Annotated in this window: 11 protein-coding genes; 1 reads left to right on the top strand and 10 read right to left on the bottom strand. The window is 45.5% G+C overall.

Going from position 1 to position 21,458, the window contains the following annotated elements; translation table 11 throughout:
• Positions 1-413 precede the first annotated feature (413 nt).
• From DXN04_RS03380 to DXN04_RS03335, 10 genes are all read right to left on the bottom strand, one after another.
• Complete coding sequence (locus tag DXN04_RS03380) at positions 414-1,418, bottom strand: FecR family protein (RefSeq protein WP_116851878.1); 1,005 nt, start codon at positions 1,416-1,418, stop codon at positions 414-416.
• 226 nt (positions 1,419-1,644) lie between these two features.
• The gene (locus tag DXN04_RS03375) at positions 1,645-2,235 is read right to left on the bottom strand and encodes an RNA polymerase sigma factor (RefSeq protein WP_116851877.1); all 591 of its coding nucleotides are present in this window, start codon (positions 2,233-2,235) and stop codon (positions 1,645-1,647) included.
• A gap of 331 nt (positions 2,236-2,566) precedes the next feature.
• On the bottom strand, positions 2,567-4,648 hold the full coding sequence (locus DXN04_RS03370; RefSeq protein WP_116851876.1) for a zinc-dependent metalloprotease: 2,082 nt from the start codon (positions 4,646-4,648) through the stop codon (positions 2,567-2,569).
• Positions 4,649-4,683: 35 nt separating this feature from the next.
• Positions 4,684-5,844: a carbohydrate-binding protein gene (locus tag DXN04_RS03365; RefSeq protein ID WP_116851875.1), complete on the bottom strand. Its 1,161-nt coding sequence runs from the start codon at positions 5,842-5,844 to the stop codon at positions 4,684-4,686.
• 58 nt (positions 5,845-5,902) lie between these two features.
• Positions 5,903-7,504 carry a glycosyl hydrolase family 18 protein gene (locus tag DXN04_RS03360; RefSeq protein ID WP_116851874.1) on the bottom strand — a complete coding sequence of 534 codons (1,602 nt, stop codon included), beginning with the start codon at positions 7,502-7,504 and terminating at the stop codon, positions 5,903-5,905.
• Between the two features lie 27 nt (positions 7,505-7,531).
• On the bottom strand, positions 7,532-9,334 hold the full coding sequence (locus tag DXN04_RS03355; RefSeq protein WP_116851873.1) for a carbohydrate-binding protein: 1,803 nt from the start codon (positions 9,332-9,334) through the stop codon (positions 7,532-7,534).
• 385 nt (positions 9,335-9,719) lie between these two features.
• Positions 9,720-13,832 carry a glycosyl hydrolase family 18 protein gene (locus DXN04_RS03350; RefSeq protein ID WP_116851872.1) on the bottom strand — a complete coding sequence of 1,371 codons (4,113 nt, stop codon included), beginning with the start codon at positions 13,830-13,832 and terminating at the stop codon, positions 9,720-9,722.
• Between the two features lie 436 nt (positions 13,833-14,268).
• Positions 14,269-16,611, bottom strand: coding sequence for an OmpA family protein (locus tag DXN04_RS03345; RefSeq protein ID WP_116851871.1), 2,343 nt, complete (start codon positions 16,609-16,611; stop codon positions 14,269-14,271).
• 21 nt (positions 16,612-16,632) lie between these two features.
• Positions 16,633-17,643, bottom strand: coding sequence for a PorP/SprF family type IX secretion system membrane protein (locus tag DXN04_RS03340; RefSeq protein WP_158568830.1), 1,011 nt, complete (start codon positions 17,641-17,643; stop codon positions 16,633-16,635).
• A 31-nt stretch (positions 17,644-17,674) separates the two neighbouring features.
• Complete coding sequence (locus tag DXN04_RS03335) at positions 17,675-19,426, bottom strand: T9SS type B sorting domain-containing protein (RefSeq protein ID WP_158568828.1); 1,752 nt, start codon at positions 19,424-19,426, stop codon at positions 17,675-17,677.
• Positions 19,427-20,781: 1,355 nt separating this feature from the next.
• On the opposite strand from DXN04_RS03335, the gene DXN04_RS03325 reads away from it, so the two are divergent.
• A complete protein-coding gene (locus DXN04_RS03325; RefSeq protein ID WP_116851867.1) occupies positions 20,782-21,447 on the top strand; it encodes a response regulator transcription factor in 666 nt (221 codons plus the stop codon).
• The last annotated feature ends 11 nt before the right edge of the window (positions 21,448-21,458 follow it).

The raw sequence follows: 21,458 nt of genomic DNA, 5'->3' as shown, positions 1-21,458 counted from the left end.
TAAATTGTTTTGTGCGTTTCAGGAAATAGAATGCCCATTCCGGCTCTTGTGAAGCCAGGGCAATAGCGCACCTGCTGCGGTGCAGGACATAGTTTTTTCAGTGGATTAACCGATTTTTCGAAAATGGTTACCCGGACGGCGTGCGTTTAGATTTCGTCATGTTTTTGCGATTCATTTTGGTTGTTGCAATGTTTGCTTTTCACAGTAAAATGGCTAACCTCTATTGGGTTTCACAGCGATCACAATAGGCCGATTGTAATCATGCAGTACAGGGTCAGGTGGCCAGCCTGTAGCAGGGTTGCGTACTAACCCCGGCAAGGCGCACCTTCACAGTACAAAAATGCTAGTTCTATCCTCTCATAAGGTTGTCTCGGTTAACTGTTTGTGTCTCTTTTTCCGATTTCGTTTTTTTTCTACTGACAGCTACCTCCACTGATGGTGAATCCGTTTCCGGTGCTGTCTTTTTTGATCCTGGCGTTCAACGATAAAGCAATTACGTTCAGGGCTTTCTCCGGTTCATCAATAGTATTGAAATCACCATAAAAGGCGCAATGCTGTAAGCGTTTGTCTACTGTAACATTAATATTGTAATACCTTTGCAGGTCGTTAACCACTTTCATCAATTCAGTGCCGTCGTACATAAATCGGCCCTGTTGCTTCTGTAAATAAAATCTCGCATCATCGGAAGCTTCTGACATTTGCAGTTGGTCGGTAGTTTTGTTGTAAACGGCCCTTTTATTGGCGGTGAGGATGACTTCCTGACCATCTTTACTATTTCCATCTATAGCCTGTACCTGTACCATTCCTGTCAAAACCACCACTTTTGCTTCCCGGGGATCCCTGGCTTCTATATTAAAAGAAGTCCCCAGCACCCGTGTGTTTATTAACGGCGACGCAACGACGAAAGGATGAGCATTGTCGTGCTGTACATCGAACAGCGCCTCTCCTGACAATACTACTTCGCGCTTCGCCTTACCATAATCTCCTTTATATTTTAATGAGGACCGGGGTTCCATGAACACCTTCGATCCATCCGGCAACGTCACTTGCTTTCGTTGCATCCCTGATAATACAATCAATTCCTTTACGGGCGGATGTGATACCTCGTAGTATCCTATCCCTGCTGCCAGTACCAGCATTGCCGCTGCCGCTACCTTCCACCATAGTCTTCTTACTATAGGCTGTAGTTGTGGCTTTGCCGTGATGCGCTGATGGATATTTCTCAATATCCTCTCAGAGTCCTCCCTGGCCAGTACCGGTTCGGCTGTAAACAGGTCCGCATTGAATTCCTCCGCGGCTAGTTCCTGTAATTCCGTAAGATCTTTTTCATCCAAATATTGCAGTAACCACGCTCTGTCTTCCTGTGTCCAGTCTCTATTATGCAACAGATGTTTGAGGTATTCCTTCCTGTTCTGCACTATTTTGATTGCTTATTTATACTAAATACGCAGAGGTGGTAATTGTGGGTGGGTTGTTTTGGAAAAAAATTTACATATTCTTAATACTAATATGTTGGGTAAAAAGATTTGTGAAAAGATACAGTTGTAAATTGCAGGAATAACGGTACCTCTTTATGCAGGTATATACGAAAAAAAACAGGCCCTCCTGTAAAGAGAGCCCGGTCAGAACAGTGTAAAGCTCATCCTAGTCGTGATAATTCAGGAATAGGAGGAATAACACTATGTATTTATGTTCTTTGTTTTTTTGAATATATTCATTGAGTTTAGCCATAGCTATAGACAGATGTTCCTTCACCGTATTCCGGGAAATATTCATCTCTGCCGCCACCTCATCATAGGTCTTCCCTTCCAGTTTGCACATGGTTACGATCTTTCTTTTCTTGGGAGAAAGCTGTGCAATCGCCTCTTCGAGCAATTGATACTGCTCTTCATACACATTATTATTATCCAGTCCTAAATCCTCGTCCGGATTTATATTATAAAGCTCCTTGTGAATGGTTTGCTCGCGCAGTTTGCGCCTTACATAATCTACCGATAAATTAAAACTGATTACAAATAACCATCCGGCCACCGATTGGGTAGCATTAATTTCCTTTCTCTTCTCCCACAACTTGGTAAATACCTCCTGGAGAATATCCTCAGTTCCAATTGGTTCCTTTACAAACTTGAAAATGTTACGGTACACTGCCTGGTGATATTTCCAGTACAGCGAATCAAAAGCACTAACATCGTCCTGTTGTAACAATACTACTAACTCGGCATCTTGTGTATTCATATCACGACATTTATATAACTCGTGTTTTTATAATACAAGTTATATGGCTGTTTAAATGGGTCCGGGTTTCAATACAATGGCTCCATCAATCCGACAGATAAAATAGTAACATTTCTTTTTATTGTGCACTATTTTATAATAAAAAATTAAATTAAAACTATTTGGAATGTATTTGCCCTTGGAATATCGATGCAAAGTAATGTACGTATTAAAAAGCAAAACCACCAGTTAACAAATGTAACCGGTGGTTTTACTATTGGCAGGGTTTGCTGGTCACAACGCAGCCACGCTGTAACTGCTTCCCAGGCCTTTTTTGCTTAGCAATTCATCATCAGTATTTTACAATCTTTCTTGTTGTTGTTTCCTGACCATTGAACACTCTTACAAGATAAATACCCGGAGCTGTCCTGGACAAGTCTATCTTGTCGCCGCTCACAATACGTTTTGGCGCTACGATAGTCTTGCCATCCAGCGTATAGATGCTTACATACAGGTAGCCATCTTTAGACGGACCTTTCACCTGTACTTCGTTAGCTGTTGGGTTAGGCGTTACTGTGAGTGTAGTTTCCAGTTTAGCCTCTTCCGTTACTCCCTCCTGTACTTTCTCTGCAGAAGCAGCAGGCGCTGCAGTGGTACGGGCAGCTGATGCCGTTGAAGCCCGTACGATCAGGGATGTGGTCCAGTCATTCAGGTTTACTGTAGAACCGTCAGACAGACCTACAGATACCAGGCAGGACCAGTCGCCCCTGAACAGATATGCATCGCCGGAGAAGTTGATATCTTTATACAGGATCACTTCGTAACCGCTCGCTATCTTCATAGAAGAAACGTCGTCATTAGCCGCACCCAATGCAATCAGGTCAGCCATGTTGTAGCTACCTACACCCAGGTTGATCGCATAACCGTTATAGTTACAATCCTTGTAAATAGTAGCTGCAGCAGATGATGGCGTAGACACTGTACCCGTGATCTGGTAACTACCCAGTGATCCATAATTGGAGTAGCCGGTAGTAGCCGGATCCAGGTAGCCTGTACCTGTGATAGATAAATAATAAGTACCGGCAGCAAGTGTGGTACTCAGGGTAGCTGGCAAACCAGCAGGGTTGCCGGTAGCTACTACGCTTCCGCTACTATTGTACAAGGTAGCCAGGATATCGAGGTTAGGCTGACGGGTAGGTGTCGCAATGCTCAGAGACAATGCTCCCCCACCTGTAGTGAAAGAGAAGAAGTCCTGATCGCCGGTACGCTCTATTACACCACTCTTGTTTACAGCACCGCTGGTACTTACACCCAGTGAAGAAGCAGTAGCAATTGTACCACCATAATCATCTGTTCTGTAACCCACACCATAGGTAGCGCTGGAAATCTTAGCCAGATCATCCTCCGTGTTGTTCGCATACTGGTATTCACCCTTGCTCCACTGGCAAACCGGTACATAGTAACCGGCACCCATGATTGGTGCCCAGGTTCCATTACCCAGGTAGTAACCTTCAGATGGATTAGTACGGCCATCATGCCCAAGGCCAAATGTATGGCCTACTTCGTGTGAAGCTGCATCACCGGCACCTTTTACACCACCGTTGAATACCCAGCATGGCGTTTCATTACCCCAGTTGAAAGAACCGATGTAAGCTACGCCGCCACTACCAGGAGCAGCAGTATTGGTTGGTGTGAAAATGCAACGCATTCTTCTGTTAGCAGGATATGAATTGTACACTGCTTCATCATTGGTAATGTTCAGCTGGAATGGACGGTAATCCTCACTTACCAGTTCCCATACTTCCAGCTGTTCAGCTTCGCTCAGGTTTGCAGGAGCCGCATTGATGGTCACACCATTGTTCCAGTAAGAACTGGTTACAACCTGACCATCAAAATCCAGCAGGACTACACCATTTGCGTTTGGTAAACTTTGCAGTGAACCCAGCGCAGCAACACTGCTGGTAGCAGGAGTAGATGCCACCTTAGCATTTCCCTGGGGAGCAGGTGCCGGTGTGTAATCAGTACAAAGTACTGAATCCAGTGGTACCTGTTTCACATAGGCGGTTCCGTTTTCTGTATAATATTTATAACTGGTTTTGGTTTTGCGAAGAATAACGAAACCACGTACCTCTTCACCTTTTACTTCCAGGTAGAAGGAAGAACCAGCTACGCCATCGATTTCACCCGCTACAAATTCCTCTGTTTTGTTATCTGTACGGCGGGCGTTTACTTTACCGGTCAATACAGTATTAGGACCTACTTTTAACTCTGCAGCGCTGGTCAGACGTGCATTAGAAGATTTTGCCTGTGCTCTGATATCGTCGCGAAGGCCCGCAGGTGAACCTAAGCGATAAGGTTGTTGTTGCCCGAAAGCAAGTGCCGCCGACATCATCAGCATGGTTGCGCCAGATAGAAATTTTACAATTGTGCTCATAAGGGTTTACGTTGATAGATTAAACAAATGCTCTTTTACAATTTTGTAATCTTGAACCAGTTCAGATTCCAGCCTCCGGATTGGGCGTAAATACCGAAGTTGTAAGTACCGGCATTGATAGTTACGGTATGGGAAACCGTAGTCCAGTTCTGCCAGCCACCTGTAGACGGAATATCCAGGTAACCTAATATGGTAGAACCTGCATTCAGGTCAAGGGAGAGACGACCACCACCACTCTGGGAAGCTACACGGTATTCAATTTTGTAAGTACCGGTAGTAGGAATGGTAATGCTGTTGTAAGCCATCCAATCGCCAGTGTCGATGTAACCAACATTTGAACCACCATTGGTATCGGTAGTGGTTTCTGTTTGTACACCAGACATAGAGCTGTAAGATTCTGCTTCTACCTGTTTTGTAAATGTGCTGGTACCACCACCATCTTGATATACTCTTACATAATCCACATACATTTTAGCAGGGAATGCAGCGTTATTGATGGTGAAACCTGGCCAGTTACCGCCAACAGCGAAGTTCAGGATAATGAAGAATGCCTTCTGGAATTCTTCAGTGCTGCCTACATTGTTAGCGATGTTGATTTCATTGTACTGAGCACCATCTACGAACCACTTAATATAAGTAGGGGTCCATTCGATGGAATAAACGTGGTAACCGGTCACGGACACAGGTGTATTGCTGCCATAGTCAGCCTGGCCACCATTCGTACCTACCCAGTGTACAGTACCGTACACGTTGGGATCTGTGTTGATGTGCTCCATGATATCGATCTCACCGCAGGCTGGCCAGCCTACAGAACCGATGTTGTCGCCCAGCATCCAGAATGCAGGCCATGAACCGGAAAATGAGGGCATTGCAATACGGGCTTCAATTTTGCCGTATGTCCATGATTTTTTGCCCTGAGTCTTCATACGGGTGGAAGTGTAACTGGCACCGCCGTAGCTCTCGTTTTTTGCGGTGATTACCAGTTGTCCATTCTCGATACTGGCATTCTCTGCCCGGTAGTATTCCAGCTCGTTGTTGCCCCAGCCGCCGGCACCTGTCTCAAATACCCAGTCAGGGCCAATGCTGCTGGTGAACTCGTCGGCCCATACCAGTTGCCAGTTTTGTGCCATAGCTGCGCTACCTGTCAGCGCCAGCATGGCGGTTAACAATAGAGGGAATTTCAAGGATCGAATCATAATTGAGGGTTTTGGTTTTAAATGGTTAATAAAAAAACGATATGGTATATCTAAAGCCTTATTGTTTTACAAACTTTTGAGTGATTCGCTTTTCACCTTTTGTATAGGTTAACAGGTAAGTACCGGTTGGTAATCCGGCTACTGCGATCTGCTGTACCCCACTCTTTACATTTAGTACCTGCTTGCCATTCAGGTCGTAAACAGTGAGGTAACCACCTGGTTGGGTGTACTCACCCCTCAGGTGCAGATCGCTTGCTACAGGATTAGGGTATATAATCACGCTGCTCTCATGCGTATCTGCAGCGGTTATGGTAGTTGTGCCTGCTGCTGATTTCGCAGCTGAAGATACTTTGGTAATCTTAATCCAGTTCAGGTTCCAGCCGCCTGCCTGTGCATATATGCCCAGTGCATAGGTACCCGCTGTAACGCTCACATTGTGTGAAATAGTGGTCCATGTCTGCCAGCCTCCGGTAGATGGTACATCCAGGTAGCCCAATACCGTTGATCCTGCATTCAGGTCCAGTGAAAGACGACCACCACCGCTGAGGGAAGCTACACGGTATTCAACTTTGTAAGTGCCGGAAGTAGGAAAATTAATATTAGCATAAGCCATCCAGTCGCCGGTATCAATGTATCCTACATTCAGACCACCACCTGAATCAGTAGTAGTTTCCGTCTGTACACCTGACATAGATGTATAATTCTCGGCCTGTATAGTTGTAGAAGTGCCACCGCCGGTATTACCCTGCAAGAATGCCAGTTCAGTAGCAATAGCCGATACGAGTGAATAGGTTCCTGTTGCATCACCTGACAGTTCCCAGATCATAATACCGCCACCTGAATTGTAAGCCAGGTCGGTTTTAGCTTTGATCGTATTGATACCATTGTAACCAACGCCACTATACGTATCGCTGTATGGATCAGCCCCTCTTGCTATCAGCGCTGCATAAGTTTCCCAGGAAGGACGACCGTAAAACGGTACACCCAGAATAGCCTTGCCGGCAGCCAGGCCCCTGCCCTTCCAGTATGTGATAGCCTGTGATGCATAAGAATAAGTAGAGTGATCGTAGTTGTTATAATCATAGGCCATGATGTTCAGGAAATCTACCTGTGCAAATACGCTGCTCAGAATACTCTCTCCACCTGTACCTACTACGGCAGCAGTCAGCAGTTTACCCTGGTTATGCAGCGCTGTAGACAGCTGGGTCATGAGCGATACATAGTTGTTCGCAGAAGCGCCCGCATCAGGATATTCCCAGTCAATATCCACACCGTCCAGACCGTATTGGTTTACGAAACCAAGCAGATTGTTTACGAACGTGGTACGGTAACCACTGTTTGCCGCAATGGATTCAAAACCACTGTCATCACCATTGTTCCAGCCACCTACTGCTATCAGTACTTTCTTTCCGTTTGCATGGGCGAGAGATACAAGACTGGAAAGCTTTGAAGCATTCTCTATAGCCTGCAGACCACCTGTTGCGGTAGGCAGTAAAAAAGCATAGTTGATGTGCGTTAGTTTGCTATACTGTATAGCATTCACATCACCAGACCATGAAGGCATATATCCCACCACTTTGAACTGCGAGAATGCCTGTGAAGAGAAGATAAGGGTTGCAATACTGAGGAATGCAGCCCTTATCCATTTGTTTGTTTGCATATGGTTTATTTTGAGGGAGTGAAAAAATTAATGTTTGATAAATTGACGGGTAGTACGATTACCATCTTTTGTAAACACCAGTGTATAAGTTCCGGGTGTCAACTGAGAGATATTAATCGTATTGCTTGCAGGCTTTACAATCATGACCTGGTGCCCGGACATATCATAGATCTGTACCAGTGCATCCCTGATGTCTGCATTGATTTTTAATTCCTGCCGGGCAGGGTTTGGATAGATCTTAAATGCCGTGGGTGTTACAGATGCTGAAGCGGCTACTCTTGCAGTTGATACAGGTGTGATGCTCCACCAGTTCAGGTTCCAGCCACCTGATTGGGCATAGATCCCGAAGGCATAAGTACCGGCAGTGATACTTACAGTCTGGGATACAGTCTGCCAGGTTTGCCAGCCGCCCGTTATTGGTACGGTCTGGTATCCCAGTATAGTAGTGCCTCCATTGAGGTCCAGGGATAGCTGCCCACCTGTTGATTCACTGGCCACGCGATAATCTATGCGATAAGTGCCGGTAGCCGGAATCGTAATATTGGAATACGCCATCCAGTCGCCGGTATCTATATATCCTACACTTAAACCACCGTCCGTATCAGTTGTGCTTTCGGTCTGCACACCAGCCATAGAACTATAATTTTCGGCCTGGATTTTAGTGGTAGTGGCAGGGGTAGCAGAAGAGATTTTCAATGAACTGATGAGGTCATTAAAGCTGTTATTTACCAGGCAGCTATTATTTGCATTCACCAGCAGGGAACTACCACCATAATTATCATTTGCATACACAGTCGTCTGATACCCGCTGTTCACCTGTATAGAAGAAATATCATCGTTCAGGATGCCATGTGATAATAATTGGGCAAGGGTATAATTGCCTGTTGGCAGACTAATACCCAAACCACTATAATTGCAATCCTTATAAAAAGTAGCGGCGGCTGTATTCTTACTACCACCACCAAACACACTATTCACTGCAGTGGCATAACTGGCAGTAGCACCTGAATTGTCAATATCATCGTACAACCAGATGAAACCTCCACCCAGTTTACTGCTACAACTGCTCTTCCATCCATTCAATGTGCTGGTCACCTGTGAAGTAGATTTTTCTGCATCCCACAAACCTGCATAAACAGGAATAGCGCCGAAGTTCCAGCTACTACTGCAGGGGCTGTTGCCTGCCCCACCGGAATAACATTGCAGGTCTACCCGGGTAACGGTGCCGGCCAGCTGATTGTTTGTATTAGTAGCTACGCTGGTCCAGTAACCGGCATTAATATATGGTACCAGCGTTACCTTATATCCCAGGTTACCTAACATTAGGGCCAGGGCTGTGGAGGAACTTACATCATAAGTGCTTTCATCGTCAAAAGCAATGGCATCTACGGCAGGAATGGCATTTTTCAGTGCCTGGAAATTTTTGTACAGGATGCTGGTACTACCGGTACCCTGTGACGCGATCAGGTTTTTAATGTTCGCAAAGGTGCCGGAACCCCATGCGCTGATACAAAACTCTACCCTGTTGATAGTAGTCGGAGCTGACTTGAGCAGGGCAATATCATTTGCAAAATTGGGGTAGGTACTGGCACCTATATATGATCCGTTTTGCACTAAGGGGAATTCGGCATTGAAGTTAAAGTTGCCGCTGGCATCGATATGTATGGTCCATACCACTACATATGTAAAACCTGAATTTTTGAGTTCACTGATGGAGTAGTTTCTGTTTTTATATACAGGTCCACCAGCATAAATACCTGATTGAGCAAAGAGCGAAGAGTGACCCAATAGCGCTACAAGCAGCAGTACGATACAGTTCTTAGCATTCATAATGAATGATTTTAGCCTGTTAGTAAATGGTAGTGGTATCTGTTTATTTTCCGCCAGGCCAGCCAAAGGCAAATTCCTGACTCAGAAGGGTCTTTAATGAAATAACAAGGATGCACTACCTGATCAATGAGAATCAACGTGGAAAAAAATGAAGAATAAAATGGTAGGAGTGTAAAGGTTTAGCTCATGCAAGTTCAGTTTTAAAACGTGAAAAAAAGCCGCATCGGAGACCGCCCCGCTTCGGGGGCGGTTCCTGCGGTGAGGGAAAAGTAAAAAATCTTACTGCGGTAATTTTTCAAAAACCAGAATTAGGAACTACGGGTTTTTAATCACCCGCAGTTCCTAACTTATTAAAAGGATAGATGGAGCGTGTCCGCTCAGTTAATTACATTTTAATCACTTTCGCAGCACCATTGCGACCGGTTTTCGCATTGGATGTTTTCAGGATCCATGTACCCTGGGGCAAACGGCTTACATCCAGTGTAATCACCTGTGCTCCTTTGGCACCAGCCACATATTCTTTCCTGATTACCGGGGTGCTGCCATTGATGTTCCACAGTTCCACCCAGATTTTTTCGCCGGCAGCAGCAGTTAAGCTTACCTGCAGGTTATTTCCTGTTACAGGGTTAGGGAACACGAGGATCTGGTCTTTGGCAGTTGTTTCAGCCGCAACTACAGTTGTATTGGTAGTTCTCGCAGCAGAAGCAGTACAAGCACCCAGTGGTTGCCACCAGTAGTCAGCAGTACCCGGAGTCACATTGTACAGGCTATTTGCAAGGCTTACATACAGGTAACCGTTGTATACTACTTTATCACCTGCATTATACACAGAAGGATAAGGCTGGTAAGTAGCGACACCTGCACAGTTGCCGGTGCTGGTAGAACCGCTTACAGTGATGTTAACAGCAGCGCTGGTAGTGGAATTGCCACTGTTGTCAGTCGCTTTTGCTGTCAGAGAATAAGTACCCGCAGCTACGTTGGTCCAGCTGTAAGTATAAGGTGAAGCAGTCACCGTACCCAGCAGCGTCGAACCGTTGTAGAATGCTACGCCCGCGATAGTGCCATCAGCATCAGATGCAGCAGCAGTGATAGATACAGAAGCAGGGGCAGTAAATGAAGCACCTGCAGATGGAGAAGAGATGCTTACCGTTGGAGCAGCACCACCACCGGTGTTACCACCGCCGGAACAATCACCTGTATATGTCCATACCTGGCTATCGCCAACGTGCGTATCAGGCTGTTCGCCCTGTGTCCACCATTTAGCAGTGTAAATTTTACTGTTGTACACCACCTTGGTACCACCGGTGTAGATACCGGTAGCAGTCCAGGCAGCGATACCGTCGCAAGTACCGCCACCTGTGCTACTTGTTACTACAACTGAAACAGCAGCAGAAGTCGTTGTTGCACCGGCGTTGTCTGTCGCCTTTGCCGTCAGAGAATAGCTGCCTGCTGCCACACTATTCCATGTATAGGTATAGGGACTGGTAGTAGATGTACCCAACAGTGTAGAACCGTTGTAGAATTCTACCTTGGCTATTGAACCATCGGAATCAGTAGCAGAAGCTGTGATAGTCACAGAAGCCGGTGCTGTAAATGAAGCATTCGCAGCAGGAGAAGTGATGCTCACAGATGGTGACTGATTACCACCGGTAGAACCAAAGAAGAATGGATAATAATTGCTGGCGAATTCTTTGTTATTCACCGCATCCCAGTTGATAGACCAGGTCATGATACCACGCAGACCGGAATAACCAGCGCTGTTGCGTAAGGTATAAGTACCACCATAGGACTGACCCTTTACTAAATAATTCAGCGCTTTCAACACCGCAGCTGGTGCTGTATAACCGCTACCTGCTGCACCCGGAGCCGCTGGCAGACCGAAGGCTACCTGGTCAGGACGCAATGCAGGGAATGTCTGGCTGGTACCGGCAACCGGGAAACCAGTCATCAGCATTTCTGTCATAGATACGATAAAGTCAGCTGTAGCAGAGCTGTATACTTTATTATCCAGGGCAGTTACTGAACCGGTGTTGTACAGCTGTGGCTGAATCCAGGACAGCTGATCTTTCAGACCATAAATGATAGGCAGGTAAGCACCTACCAGTGGAGAATAGGTAGCACCGTAGGCAGTCTGCACATAATATGTTTCAGGTGCCATGGTCAGCAGACAGTTTTTACCCTGTGCCGTACGGTAAGAAATAATCTCTTTACATGCAGCGATCAGGTTTACCACTTTAGCAGTAGTAGGCGCAGTAAAATTATTATCACCATTATCCAGCTGGAGGGAAGTACCACCTTCGATATCCAGGTCGAAACCATCGAAGTTGTATTTGTCTAACACAGCTTTCATGCTGGAAATGAAGCTGGCTTTAGCTGTAGCAGAAGACAGCAACAGGGTACCATTTTCACCGCCGATAGACAGTAAAACCTTTCTACCCTGTGCCTGTAAAGTAGCAATGTCAGATTTGATTTCACTTTCAGAAGTAAGACTTGCATCAGGAGTGAAACTTACTGTAGCGTAGTCACTACCTGTAGTAGCAAATGCAACTTCAATTACATTATATCTGGAATCAACATCTTTCAGACGGATGTATGGTGCAGAAGCCAGGTTCCAGTCATGCCAGTAACCTACCAGCACTTTGCCTGAAGAGTTGTCAGAAGAAGTTGTCTTAACAGTTAGGGCTACTGCGGCAGAAGTGGTGGTAGCACCAGCATTGTCGGTAGCAACGGCAGTGATGGAATAGCTACCTGCACTTACATTGCTCCAGGTATAAGTATATGGAGCAGCAGTAACAGTACTTAACAGCGTAGCACCGTTATAGAATGCCACTTTGCTCACAGATCCATCGGCATCAGCAGCAGTAGCTGTAATAGTGATAGATCCACCGGCAGTATACGAAGCGCCACCGGCAGGAGAAGTGATGTTCACAGTTGGTGACTGGTTAGTAGTACCCGTACCATTTGCAAATACAGCGTTCAGTTTATTTACCAGCGGAGAGGTAGTAGCAGGACAATAAATCAGTTTGCCCTTAGGCGTAGTACTGCTGGTCATATTCAGCATGTCGCCGAATACCTGCCATACGATCACACCTGCCAGGCCATTGTCATTGATGTATTGGGCTTTCAGGCCAATAGACTTTTCGTTGTCATAGCTCAGGAAGTAATTGCCTTTAGTCATATAAGGCACCTTGGCATTGTCATCCCAGTGGTCAGTCCAACCAGAGCCGGAGCCGGTTTGCTGCAGGATGTAGCTGTAATTGGGAGTACCATCCCAAAGGTTCAGCGCCCAGTTGGTATAGTCAGCGCAGGTGGAGATAGGACCATCCGGTTGTACGGTTTCAGCACGTTTGGAAGTAGCACCATTCAGCGCAGCTGTACCGGTACATACTACACCACGGCCGTAGAACGGCGCACCGATGTTCACTTTAGCCATGTTCACACCCAGTGCTTTCACACCTTTCACAGTCGCATCGATAGAGAATCCTGAATACTCAGCCCCCGGATAATCATACAAAGGAGCATTGTGTCCGGCGATGTTTGACCAGCCACCATTATAGTCATATGTCATCAGGTTGAAGTAATCCATAGATTTGTTCAGGCGAGTCCAGTCGAAACCTGACAATTTGGAAGGAACAGCGGAGAAAGCTGCAGTGATCAGTTTGCTGCTGCCGATAGCCGCTCTCACTGCTTCTACAAGAGTAGCGAAGTTGGCATAGTCAGCCTGGCTGTAGTTCTCGATGTTCATACCAGGTCCATTAGGATATTCCCAGTCGAAGTCGATACCGTCAAAACCCATGTTGATCAGGTCAACACAGTTGGCTACGAATTTAGCACGCATGGTCGCATTAGCGGCAGTAGAAGGATAGTGTTTACACATACTCCAGCCACCGATAGAGGCCATACATTTGATGCCTTTCTGATGGCAAAGATCGATCAGGCCGGGAGCACCACCCTGTTTAGGAACGCTTAACGGGAAACTACCGGATGCACCTGTGTTCACGTTAGTCCAGCCGGCACCTGAGTTACGGTATCCCAGTGAATAGGCATAGCTGCCATCTGTGATATAATAAAGCGGTGCGTCCAGTTCTCCTTTAAGGAGGTACAGATCCCAGCTGCTGTAAATATCCTCATTTATCAAAGCGGCAGGTTCCTGTACGGCACCAACCTGATAAATGTTCTTGTTGCGGAAGTCACCGCTGTGGAGAGAACCATCTTTTGCCACTCCAAAAAAGGAGAAGTTGAGGATGGTGTATTGGGAATAGTCCACATTCAGTTGGTTGTAGCCACCTTTGGGAACAATACCTGATACGTCTTTCCATGCATCCCACTGGGTGATATAACCTATCACCTGTTTCTTGTGGTTCTTGGTAGTCGCGGTTACTGAAGGGCTTACCTGGGCCCTGGCCTTACCGAGGCCGGTTATGAGCAGAAGGAAAAGAATTGCATGTCTTGCATAGGTGCATAGCCATGCATTACGAAAGGTAAAGTTTACTTTCATTATCGCTGGATTTTTGTAGACGATATGGATAGGACTGCGCCACTCACATTATCTACCTGCTTGCGCTCTCTGGTGGGAGGGATCCACCCGGGCTGAAATGGCAGTAGCGGGTATAGGCACACGTCTGACTCTCTGACGGATATGCTTTATTGTAATTACAGGCCGGGTTTTCAAGGTTTTTCGGGTACTGTAATAATAGGGCAATAAAGCCGGTGTTTCACAGAATAGAAAAATTGTTTTCGATGATTATACCTGGTTAGGTAGGTGAAGCAGTCTACTTTAGCCTGATATAATATCTTCTCTTAATGAATATGGTTATAAATAAAGTCACTATATAGGAGTCGGGCGATGGGAGAAAAGGTACTATCAGAATCTTAAAAAAAATAAAAATCCCCGCCGGCAGGTGCCGGCGGGGATTCTCTCCTTTATGTCTATCTTAATTCTTACGAATGATTTTCAACATGGTACGTCTGCTGAACTTATACTGTTCTTCCGTACAGTTTGAACCCTTACAAGGATCGTTCGGATCTTTACCAATGTTTTCATAATACAACCTGCTGCTCGCCACACCTTTCTTAATCAGGTAGTCAATCACCGCATAACATCTCATTGCAGACAAGTCCTTATTATAGGCATCAGATCCACGGTTATCAGTATAAGAAGTGATCTTCAGCTTCCAGGCTGGGAACTGGTTCAATACTACTGCTACCCTATCCAGCATATCCCTTGACTTGGTAGTCAGGATAGCACTGTTGTAATCGTAGAAGAACATCAGTTTTTCCAGCTTATCGATAATCGCGTTATCCATTTCAGTGAAAGGCTGTTCTTCTTCCGCTGCTGGTGTTGATGTTGGAACTGGTGCCGGAGTTGGTACCGGTTCTGCAACCGGTGTAACAGGCTCTGGCTTAGGCTCAGGCAGTGTTGCTTTTGGCTCTGGTCTTACCGGACGCTTAGGCGTTGACTGTCTTGGACCTGGTTTCCTGGTTTCTGTTTTCTTTGGCTCTTCCTTCACTGGTTCTGCTGGTGCAGGAGCAGGCTCAGCATGCGTAACAGTAGGCTCAGTATATGGAACAGTTACCGGTTGCATAGGACTGGTTACTACTGGTTCTTCCTTAGCAGGAGGCGTTGAAACGGTTGGTGCAGGTGTTGGAGTGGAAGGAACCGGAACAGGCACTGGTACTGGTACCACAGCTGTTGATTTTCCTTTATCTCCTCTGCTATGTTTGGAAGGTTTCTCCTTTTCTTCTTTTGGAGCGTCCTTCTTTTTATCTTCTATAGGAGTTTCCTTCTTTGATTCTTTCTTGCTATCCTTCTTCGTCTCAGTCTTTACATCTTCAGGCTTTACTACCGGATCTGCCGCAGCCAGTACCACTGGTGCCGGTTCTGAACCCGGGGCTGGTGCCTGGTATGGAGCCATACCACCTTCATTGTTGAAGCGCTCAGCAAAGTGGGTATCCATGAAGCGGTAGATATCATCACTACCACCACCACCAGGACGGTTAGAAGCAAAGTACCCCTCATACATATTCGCTTTCATGATGAAACCCAGGTCGTCGCCACCGGAGTTGAACGGCCAGCGCAGGTTCTGCAGCTTGGTCCAGTTGCTCCCTACACCGGTTGCCCGGTAGATGTCGAAACCTCCCATACCGGGATGCCCTTTACTGGAGAAATATAACATGCCTGCCTCATTGTAGGTAGGGAATGCTTCGTCAAAAGGTGTATTGAGGATAGGACCACAGTTTTTAGGCTTGCCCCATTTACCATTCTTTTGTTTTTCACTATACCAGATATCCATTCCACCCACACTACCTTTCCTGTCAGAAGTGAAATACATCAGCTGACCATCGCGGCTCAGCGCTACGTGACCGGAAGAAAAACCTGGAGCGTTAATTTCTTTCAGCGGTTCCAGCGGAGCCCAGGTATCGCCTGTTTTGTAAGACCAGAACACGATCATTACACGCTCACCATTTACTGGCCCACGCTTTGTTTTGTTCGCTATATCCTGCTGCCAGGAGTTCAGTGTTACATAAACAGTATCCTCTCTTGGATTAAAACATACAGGGCCAACGTGGTAAGGTACCTTGCCCAGCAGTTCCGGTAAAATTTCTTCCACATAGGTATTGGCAACACCCTGTGCATACTGCTTAAAGAGGTATGCTTTAAAATAAGGCTGCCCTGTGCGTGTATCAATTTGTGGTGTTTTTTCCGGGGCATTGGAGATCGCCATTTTCCGGTAACCGTTTGATACAAGCAAAAGCCCCTGCCGGGTTACCCCGCTTACATAGTCGGAGCCGGAGGAGCTCAATTCTTTAATATCTTCCATCGCCATATCGACACGATCAGCTTTCCACATGATGGCGCTATCACAGCCTGCCATCATTATATTTTTTAATCGTAGGCTATCTGGCTTGGTGGTGACAAATTTTGCTATCTGTACTTTTGCCTGCTCATATTTTTGCAGGTTCTTTAGTGTCTCTCCATATAAAAGATGTGCAACGTTAGGACAGTTAGGTAGTGCATCGAGCTTTTTGAACCAGTTGGCGGCTTCTTCATAGTAGCCTACCTCACGGTAGCACATTGAAATTTTTTGCAGCAACTCGACATTAGACTTATTACGTTGCTTATTTGCCAGTTTCGAATATAAGGACCCGGCTGTGGCAAATTCCTGCCTGTCGTAAGCCTCGTCAGCCAACTCACGCACACTCTTTGATTCCTGCCCAAAGAGTGCGGCAGGGACGACCAAAAGTGTGCATAATAAAATTGCGTAACAACGTAGCATATTAATTCGATGATCTTAAGATTAAAAATACCGGGGATTGGAAGTACTGTATTGCTTAGAATTAAATAGAATGCCGATTGAAATTTCGTGGCTGCCGCTTTGCATGCCAGCCAGTTTATTTAAAGTCATATCATAGGAATAGCCGATGCGGTATTTGCTCGTAATGTAGTACTCTAATATAGCACTTGCAGCATTGGAAGATTCTACCGGAGTAGCAGAAGTAATCGCTTTGTTTGTAAATACGCCTACGTTGGTTCTGTAAGATCCGCCGATCCACAGCAGATTATCGATGTACATCATCAGATTCAGGTCTAAACCTGCAGGACCTGCGAAGTCACTCTTAAACATCACAGATGGTTTCAGTGATACCTGCTCAGACAAACTATACATATAGCCTGCAGTCAGGTAAATAGACTGTCTTCTGCGAATGCTCTCGTATGTATAGCCTCTCCATTTATAACCACTGCTGGTAAATTTGGAAAACAGATCCAGTGCGGATACACCGAAATAAAAGGTAGGAGAATAATAGTAGATACCTACGCGTGCATCAGGAGTTGTTTCCTTTGCAGTACCATCAGGTACGATACGGTCACCGGCATCCAGGTATTCGAGCTGAGTACCATCCAGACCATACTGGGTAGCACCAACACCGATACCGAAGCAGATACGCTTGGTATCTTCATCATCGAGACGGATACGGTAAGAATAAGATCCGTAGATGGAAATAGCGCTCTGAGGGCCTAATTTATCCATCATAGCCTGTACACCCAAACCTACGTTTGCATCTCTGTTCGGACGCTTCAGCGGACCATCCAGCGATACCATTCCTGTTTTAGGTGCACCAGGGTAACCACTCCACTGATCGCGGAAGGTTGCATTCAGGTACATTACATCTTTATAACCAGCGTACGCAGGGTTTACTGACAGGCCATTAAAGATATACTGGCTGAACTGAACACTTTGTTGTGCCTTGGCGCCTGCTCCCAGACAAAGTAATAATACTACAGTAAACCAATTTTTTCTTGTGTACATATTTGCACTTTTAGAAATACAGTTCATTCAATTATCTAATAATCATGACCCAGCCCTTGTAGGTGGTATATGTATCAACTCCACCAGTACTGGAAGCGGGGTTGTGTAATTCAACTTTATAGAAATATGTCCCTTCTGCGAGTCCTGTTCCTTTCCAGTCGTTCTGATAGTTATTGGAGTAATAGATCTGAGCTCCCCAGCGATTGAAGATATACAGCCTGGAACCCGGATATTCATCAAGATTTCTGATATAGAAATAGTCATTCTTACCGTCATTGTTTGGCGTAACCACATTACTTACAAACAGACCAGGCTTACCACCCTGTACAGAAATACTTGTAATTGTTTTCCCTTCACAACCACTTTCATTAGGGTCACAGTTCATTGTATTCTTGATGGTATCACCGTTGTTGACTGTTGCAGTACTTGTAATTGAAGGAATCTGAGTCAGATCCTCATCGGCCGTCACTGTGTAGCGTACAGTACTGATCGCACCGGCTACCAGGTTCTGCACAGTCCAGTATACAGTCTGCACTTCAGTGTTCAATGGGTGCGTAGCACCATCATAACCCTGTGTGTAAGTGGTACCGGTTGGTACTACTACGTTGATCTGTAATTTTGGAATGGTCACACTACCCGTGTTGCGTGTGTATATATAATATGTCAGTACATCGCTGGAGTTGACATAAGTGCTGCCGTTTTCATTCAGTACAATCATCCATGTTTCGAAACTTGATGAGCTGGAGATAGCTATTGAAGTAGAATTACCCAGGTTGGAAGCAGTATTCGGATTGCTGGCATCACCAGTTACGGATGGATAGGTAGCTATCTTGCCTTTACCATTCTGATTATCAACATAAGCAGTGTTGGTAATTGCAGAAGCCCCGGTAAGGTCAGTAGATACCTTTACGCGATACGCCCTGGTCACATCCGCACTATTGACATTCAGGTTTGGAATTGTCCAGGTGATCAGCCCCGTTCCATCGGCGGTCACAGAGTTGTCACCATCAATAAAGGTGGTATAAGCCGGTACATAAGCATAGATAACCAGGTTGGCCAGATCTACAGTACCTGTGTTACGGATGTGTACTGTGTAAGTCAGTACATCCCCCGCAGTAGCTGAACCAGATGAACCGGAAGAACTAACACTGAGCCATGCTACAGAGTTGGCACCGTTATCCACCGGGGAGGCAACCGCCGGCCAGGAAGTATAAGTACCATTCTGCATACCTGGAGTAGGCTGCAGGCCATTTCCATCATTTACATCTACGTAGGCAGTATTATTAATGTATGCCACACCGGTAAGATTTGAGCCTACAGTCACTGTAAAGTTTACAAAGCCTGTACCCCCTGCAGCGATGTTTGCGATCGTCCAGGTAATCTTGCCATTCGCATCCGGTACCATACCGCCGCTCGCACCATAAAATGAAGTGTTCGCAGGCAGGGTGTCCACTACAGTCACATTCGTGAGGGCAGTAGAACCGGTGTTCTGTACATAAATAGTGTAAATGATGTTGTTACCACTTGCATAGGTTCCACCAGATCCTGTTGGCGTTCCGCTTGGGGTGGCAGTTATCCAGGTGGAAACAGTACCTGCTGTGGGGTGGTCAGCATTATTTACTATAGTAGCCGCACTGGCCGGCATCCAGGCCAGACCTGCAAAAAGCAGGAACAGAGCCAGACAATAATCTGTGATTTTCTTGGCGCCAGTGTGAATCAGGCCTACTCGCTGCTGCCTGTAAACCGGCAGGGTAAAACGAGCGGAATTGTAATGTTTGCGCATAGGCATAGGATTACTATAAACTAGTGGTAAGTTTCGAATACTTTGTCCCAATGAATTGCTCAGTTACATGAACCGACGTTGCTCCCTCTCCTTATTATATATATAATATACCCGCACAGGTCTGAGGCGGTAAGATGGCGCCCTCAGCAACTCGTTCAGAGCGGTCCAGATCTGATATAATGCAGCGTTTATCATTGGTTATGGTTTTTTGACTATAAATTCCCGATTGTCAAGGATATAGTTAATTCGAATATAAAAATATCTATATTTATTGATAAAACAATATTTTTTAGAAAATTAATGCCTCATTAATACCCCCATTTGGTTATTATAAATCAAACTATTACAGATTTATTCCCTCCTCATACCAGGTGCCCTCCTCCTAAAAATCAGATCAATATTTACAAATAATGAGTAGTACTCACCATCACCTTTCCGCCCAATAAGTACTCCCCGCAAAGGATTGCTGGAAATTTTAATATGTTCCGCTCTATGCTTTTTCGGATAGCCATTAGAGTAAGTTGAAATCAGTTTTCCGGGCATATTTTTGCCCAAATTGCAGCTTTAGGAAATGCGTACAATGTGGATAACTTTTTTTTAAAGAGGGGGATTTCAAAAGAAATGGATTTTATAATATGATGCTATTTTAACATGTTTTTATAATTACAGATCATCAGCTGAGAACTTTAAAAATTAGTATATTTACTAATGCATTTGTGGCCCGCTTATTAGGTAATGATTTGGTTTATAAGCAAATGGTCTAATTTCTGTACTGTAGACAAAGGCTATCATCCCGTAGCCAACACGATGATGAGGAAGGTTACATATAAAATAAAGCCTGGCGTACTTATAGTAGACCAGGCCGGTAAGTGGTTATAAGGATATTGATGTGCTTAGTTTGAGAGCCCGGCAAAGTTGTTAAATCAAGCTGAAAGCGAAAATCCTTTTCGTTTCGCCGTTGTTTAAAATGAGGTATCAGCACATCTATTTTTGAGTACTAGCGCTTATTTTACTGGTATGCAATAGTATTCCTTGAAGCCACACCCGTTATTTCATACATATTTACGCAGAAGAAAGACCACTCCCATATCTTTTAGAAAAAAACCTGACTATATCAACTGATGGAGGCAGATCTTAACAGGCCCTAAAAAAGCCCGTTTCTATTTGTATATCACCGGAGGTAAAAATCTTAATATTAACCAAGTAAAAGATGTACACGATTACACCGTTTTTTTCGGGCGTTATGCGCTATCAAGACTCAGTTCCTGTCCCCATTTATTTACCCAGGCATGAGCAGGCAACACTTTGAACGTTGCGCCTGCTAAATTTTTCATACCTGTATATCAACTTTTCTAATGAACACTGCAGTCTATAAAATATTACTTGTAGATGAAGACCAGGTATTTGTAAGACAAACGCGTCAGTTACTTGTATCACAATCATATGACACATACACAGCCGCGTCAGAGGAAGAAGGGATCATCATCTGTCAACAACATCAACCCGACCTTATCATTTGCGGTGCCCACTTACGCGGTACCGGAGGCCACCATTTTATCATGGCCCTCAGAAATGATCCGGCTTATGATCACATCCCGCTCATATTCATCAGCTTGCGGGACAACCGGCAGGAGATGCGTATGGCCATGAACCTCGGTGCCGACGATTACCTGGCCAGACCCTTCAGAAAACGGGACCTGCTCCTGAGTATCCGCTCCCGCCTGGGCCGCTTCGCTAAGTTTAACCACGTAAGACCTCCTGAAGAAACCAGCACCGTCTCACTGGCTAATCCCAACACTGCTCAACAAACACTGTATCACAGATTGGGTAAGGCAGAAAACAGAATCATCAAAATGATCGCTGAAGGTAAAAGTACCCGGCAAATGGCAGATGAACTGGGCGTGTCTATCCGCACAATCGAGAACCACCGCTACAGAATTGCCGGTAAACTGGGCGTTTCCGGCCGTAACGCACTCACCGAATTCGTGATCAGGAACATTATCCAGCAACAAAAATCTTAATTCCACAGAAA

The sequence above is a fragment of the Chitinophaga silvisoli genome (assembly GCF_003412465.1).
Lineage (GTDB): Bacteria > Bacteroidota > Bacteroidia > Chitinophagales > Chitinophagaceae > Chitinophaga > Chitinophaga silvisoli.
The sequence above is the reverse complement of the archived record's forward strand: the minus strand, read 5'-3'. Positions and strand labels throughout refer to the sequence as shown.

Excerpts from the sequence above, each read along its gene's own strand:
- DXN04_RS03355 (WP_116851873.1), bottom strand. The coding sequence starts at position 9,334 with ATGAATGCTAAGAACTGTATCGTACTGCTGCTTGTAGCGCTATTGGGT.
- DXN04_RS03350 (WP_116851872.1), bottom strand. The coding sequence starts at position 13,832 with ATGAAAGTAAACTTTACCTTTCGTAATGCATGGCTATGCACCTATGCA.
- DXN04_RS03345 (WP_116851871.1), bottom strand. The coding sequence starts at position 16,611 with ATGCTACGTTGTTACGCAATTTTATTATGCACACTTTTGGTCGTCCCT.
- DXN04_RS03360 (WP_116851874.1), bottom strand. The coding sequence starts at position 7,504 with ATGCAAACAAACAAATGGATAAGGGCTGCATTCCTCAGTATTGCAACC.
- DXN04_RS03335 (WP_158568828.1), bottom strand. The coding sequence starts at position 19,426 with ATGCGCAAACATTACAATTCCGCTCGTTTTACCCTGCCGGTTTACAGG.
- DXN04_RS03325 (WP_116851867.1), top strand. The coding sequence starts at position 20,782 with ATGAACACTGCAGTCTATAAAATATTACTTGTAGATGAAGACCAGGTA.
- DXN04_RS03365 (WP_116851875.1), bottom strand. The coding sequence starts at position 5,844 with ATGATTCGATCCTTGAAATTCCCTCTATTGTTAACCGCCATGCTGGCG.
- DXN04_RS03340 (WP_158568830.1), bottom strand. The coding sequence starts at position 17,643 with ATGTACACAAGAAAAAATTGGTTTACTGTAGTATTATTACTTTGTCTG.
- DXN04_RS03375 (WP_116851877.1), bottom strand. The coding sequence starts at position 2,235 with ATGAATACACAAGATGCCGAGTTAGTAGTATTGTTACAACAGGACGAT.
- DXN04_RS03370 (WP_116851876.1), bottom strand. The coding sequence starts at position 4,648 with ATGAGCACAATTGTAAAATTTCTATCTGGCGCAACCATGCTGATGATG.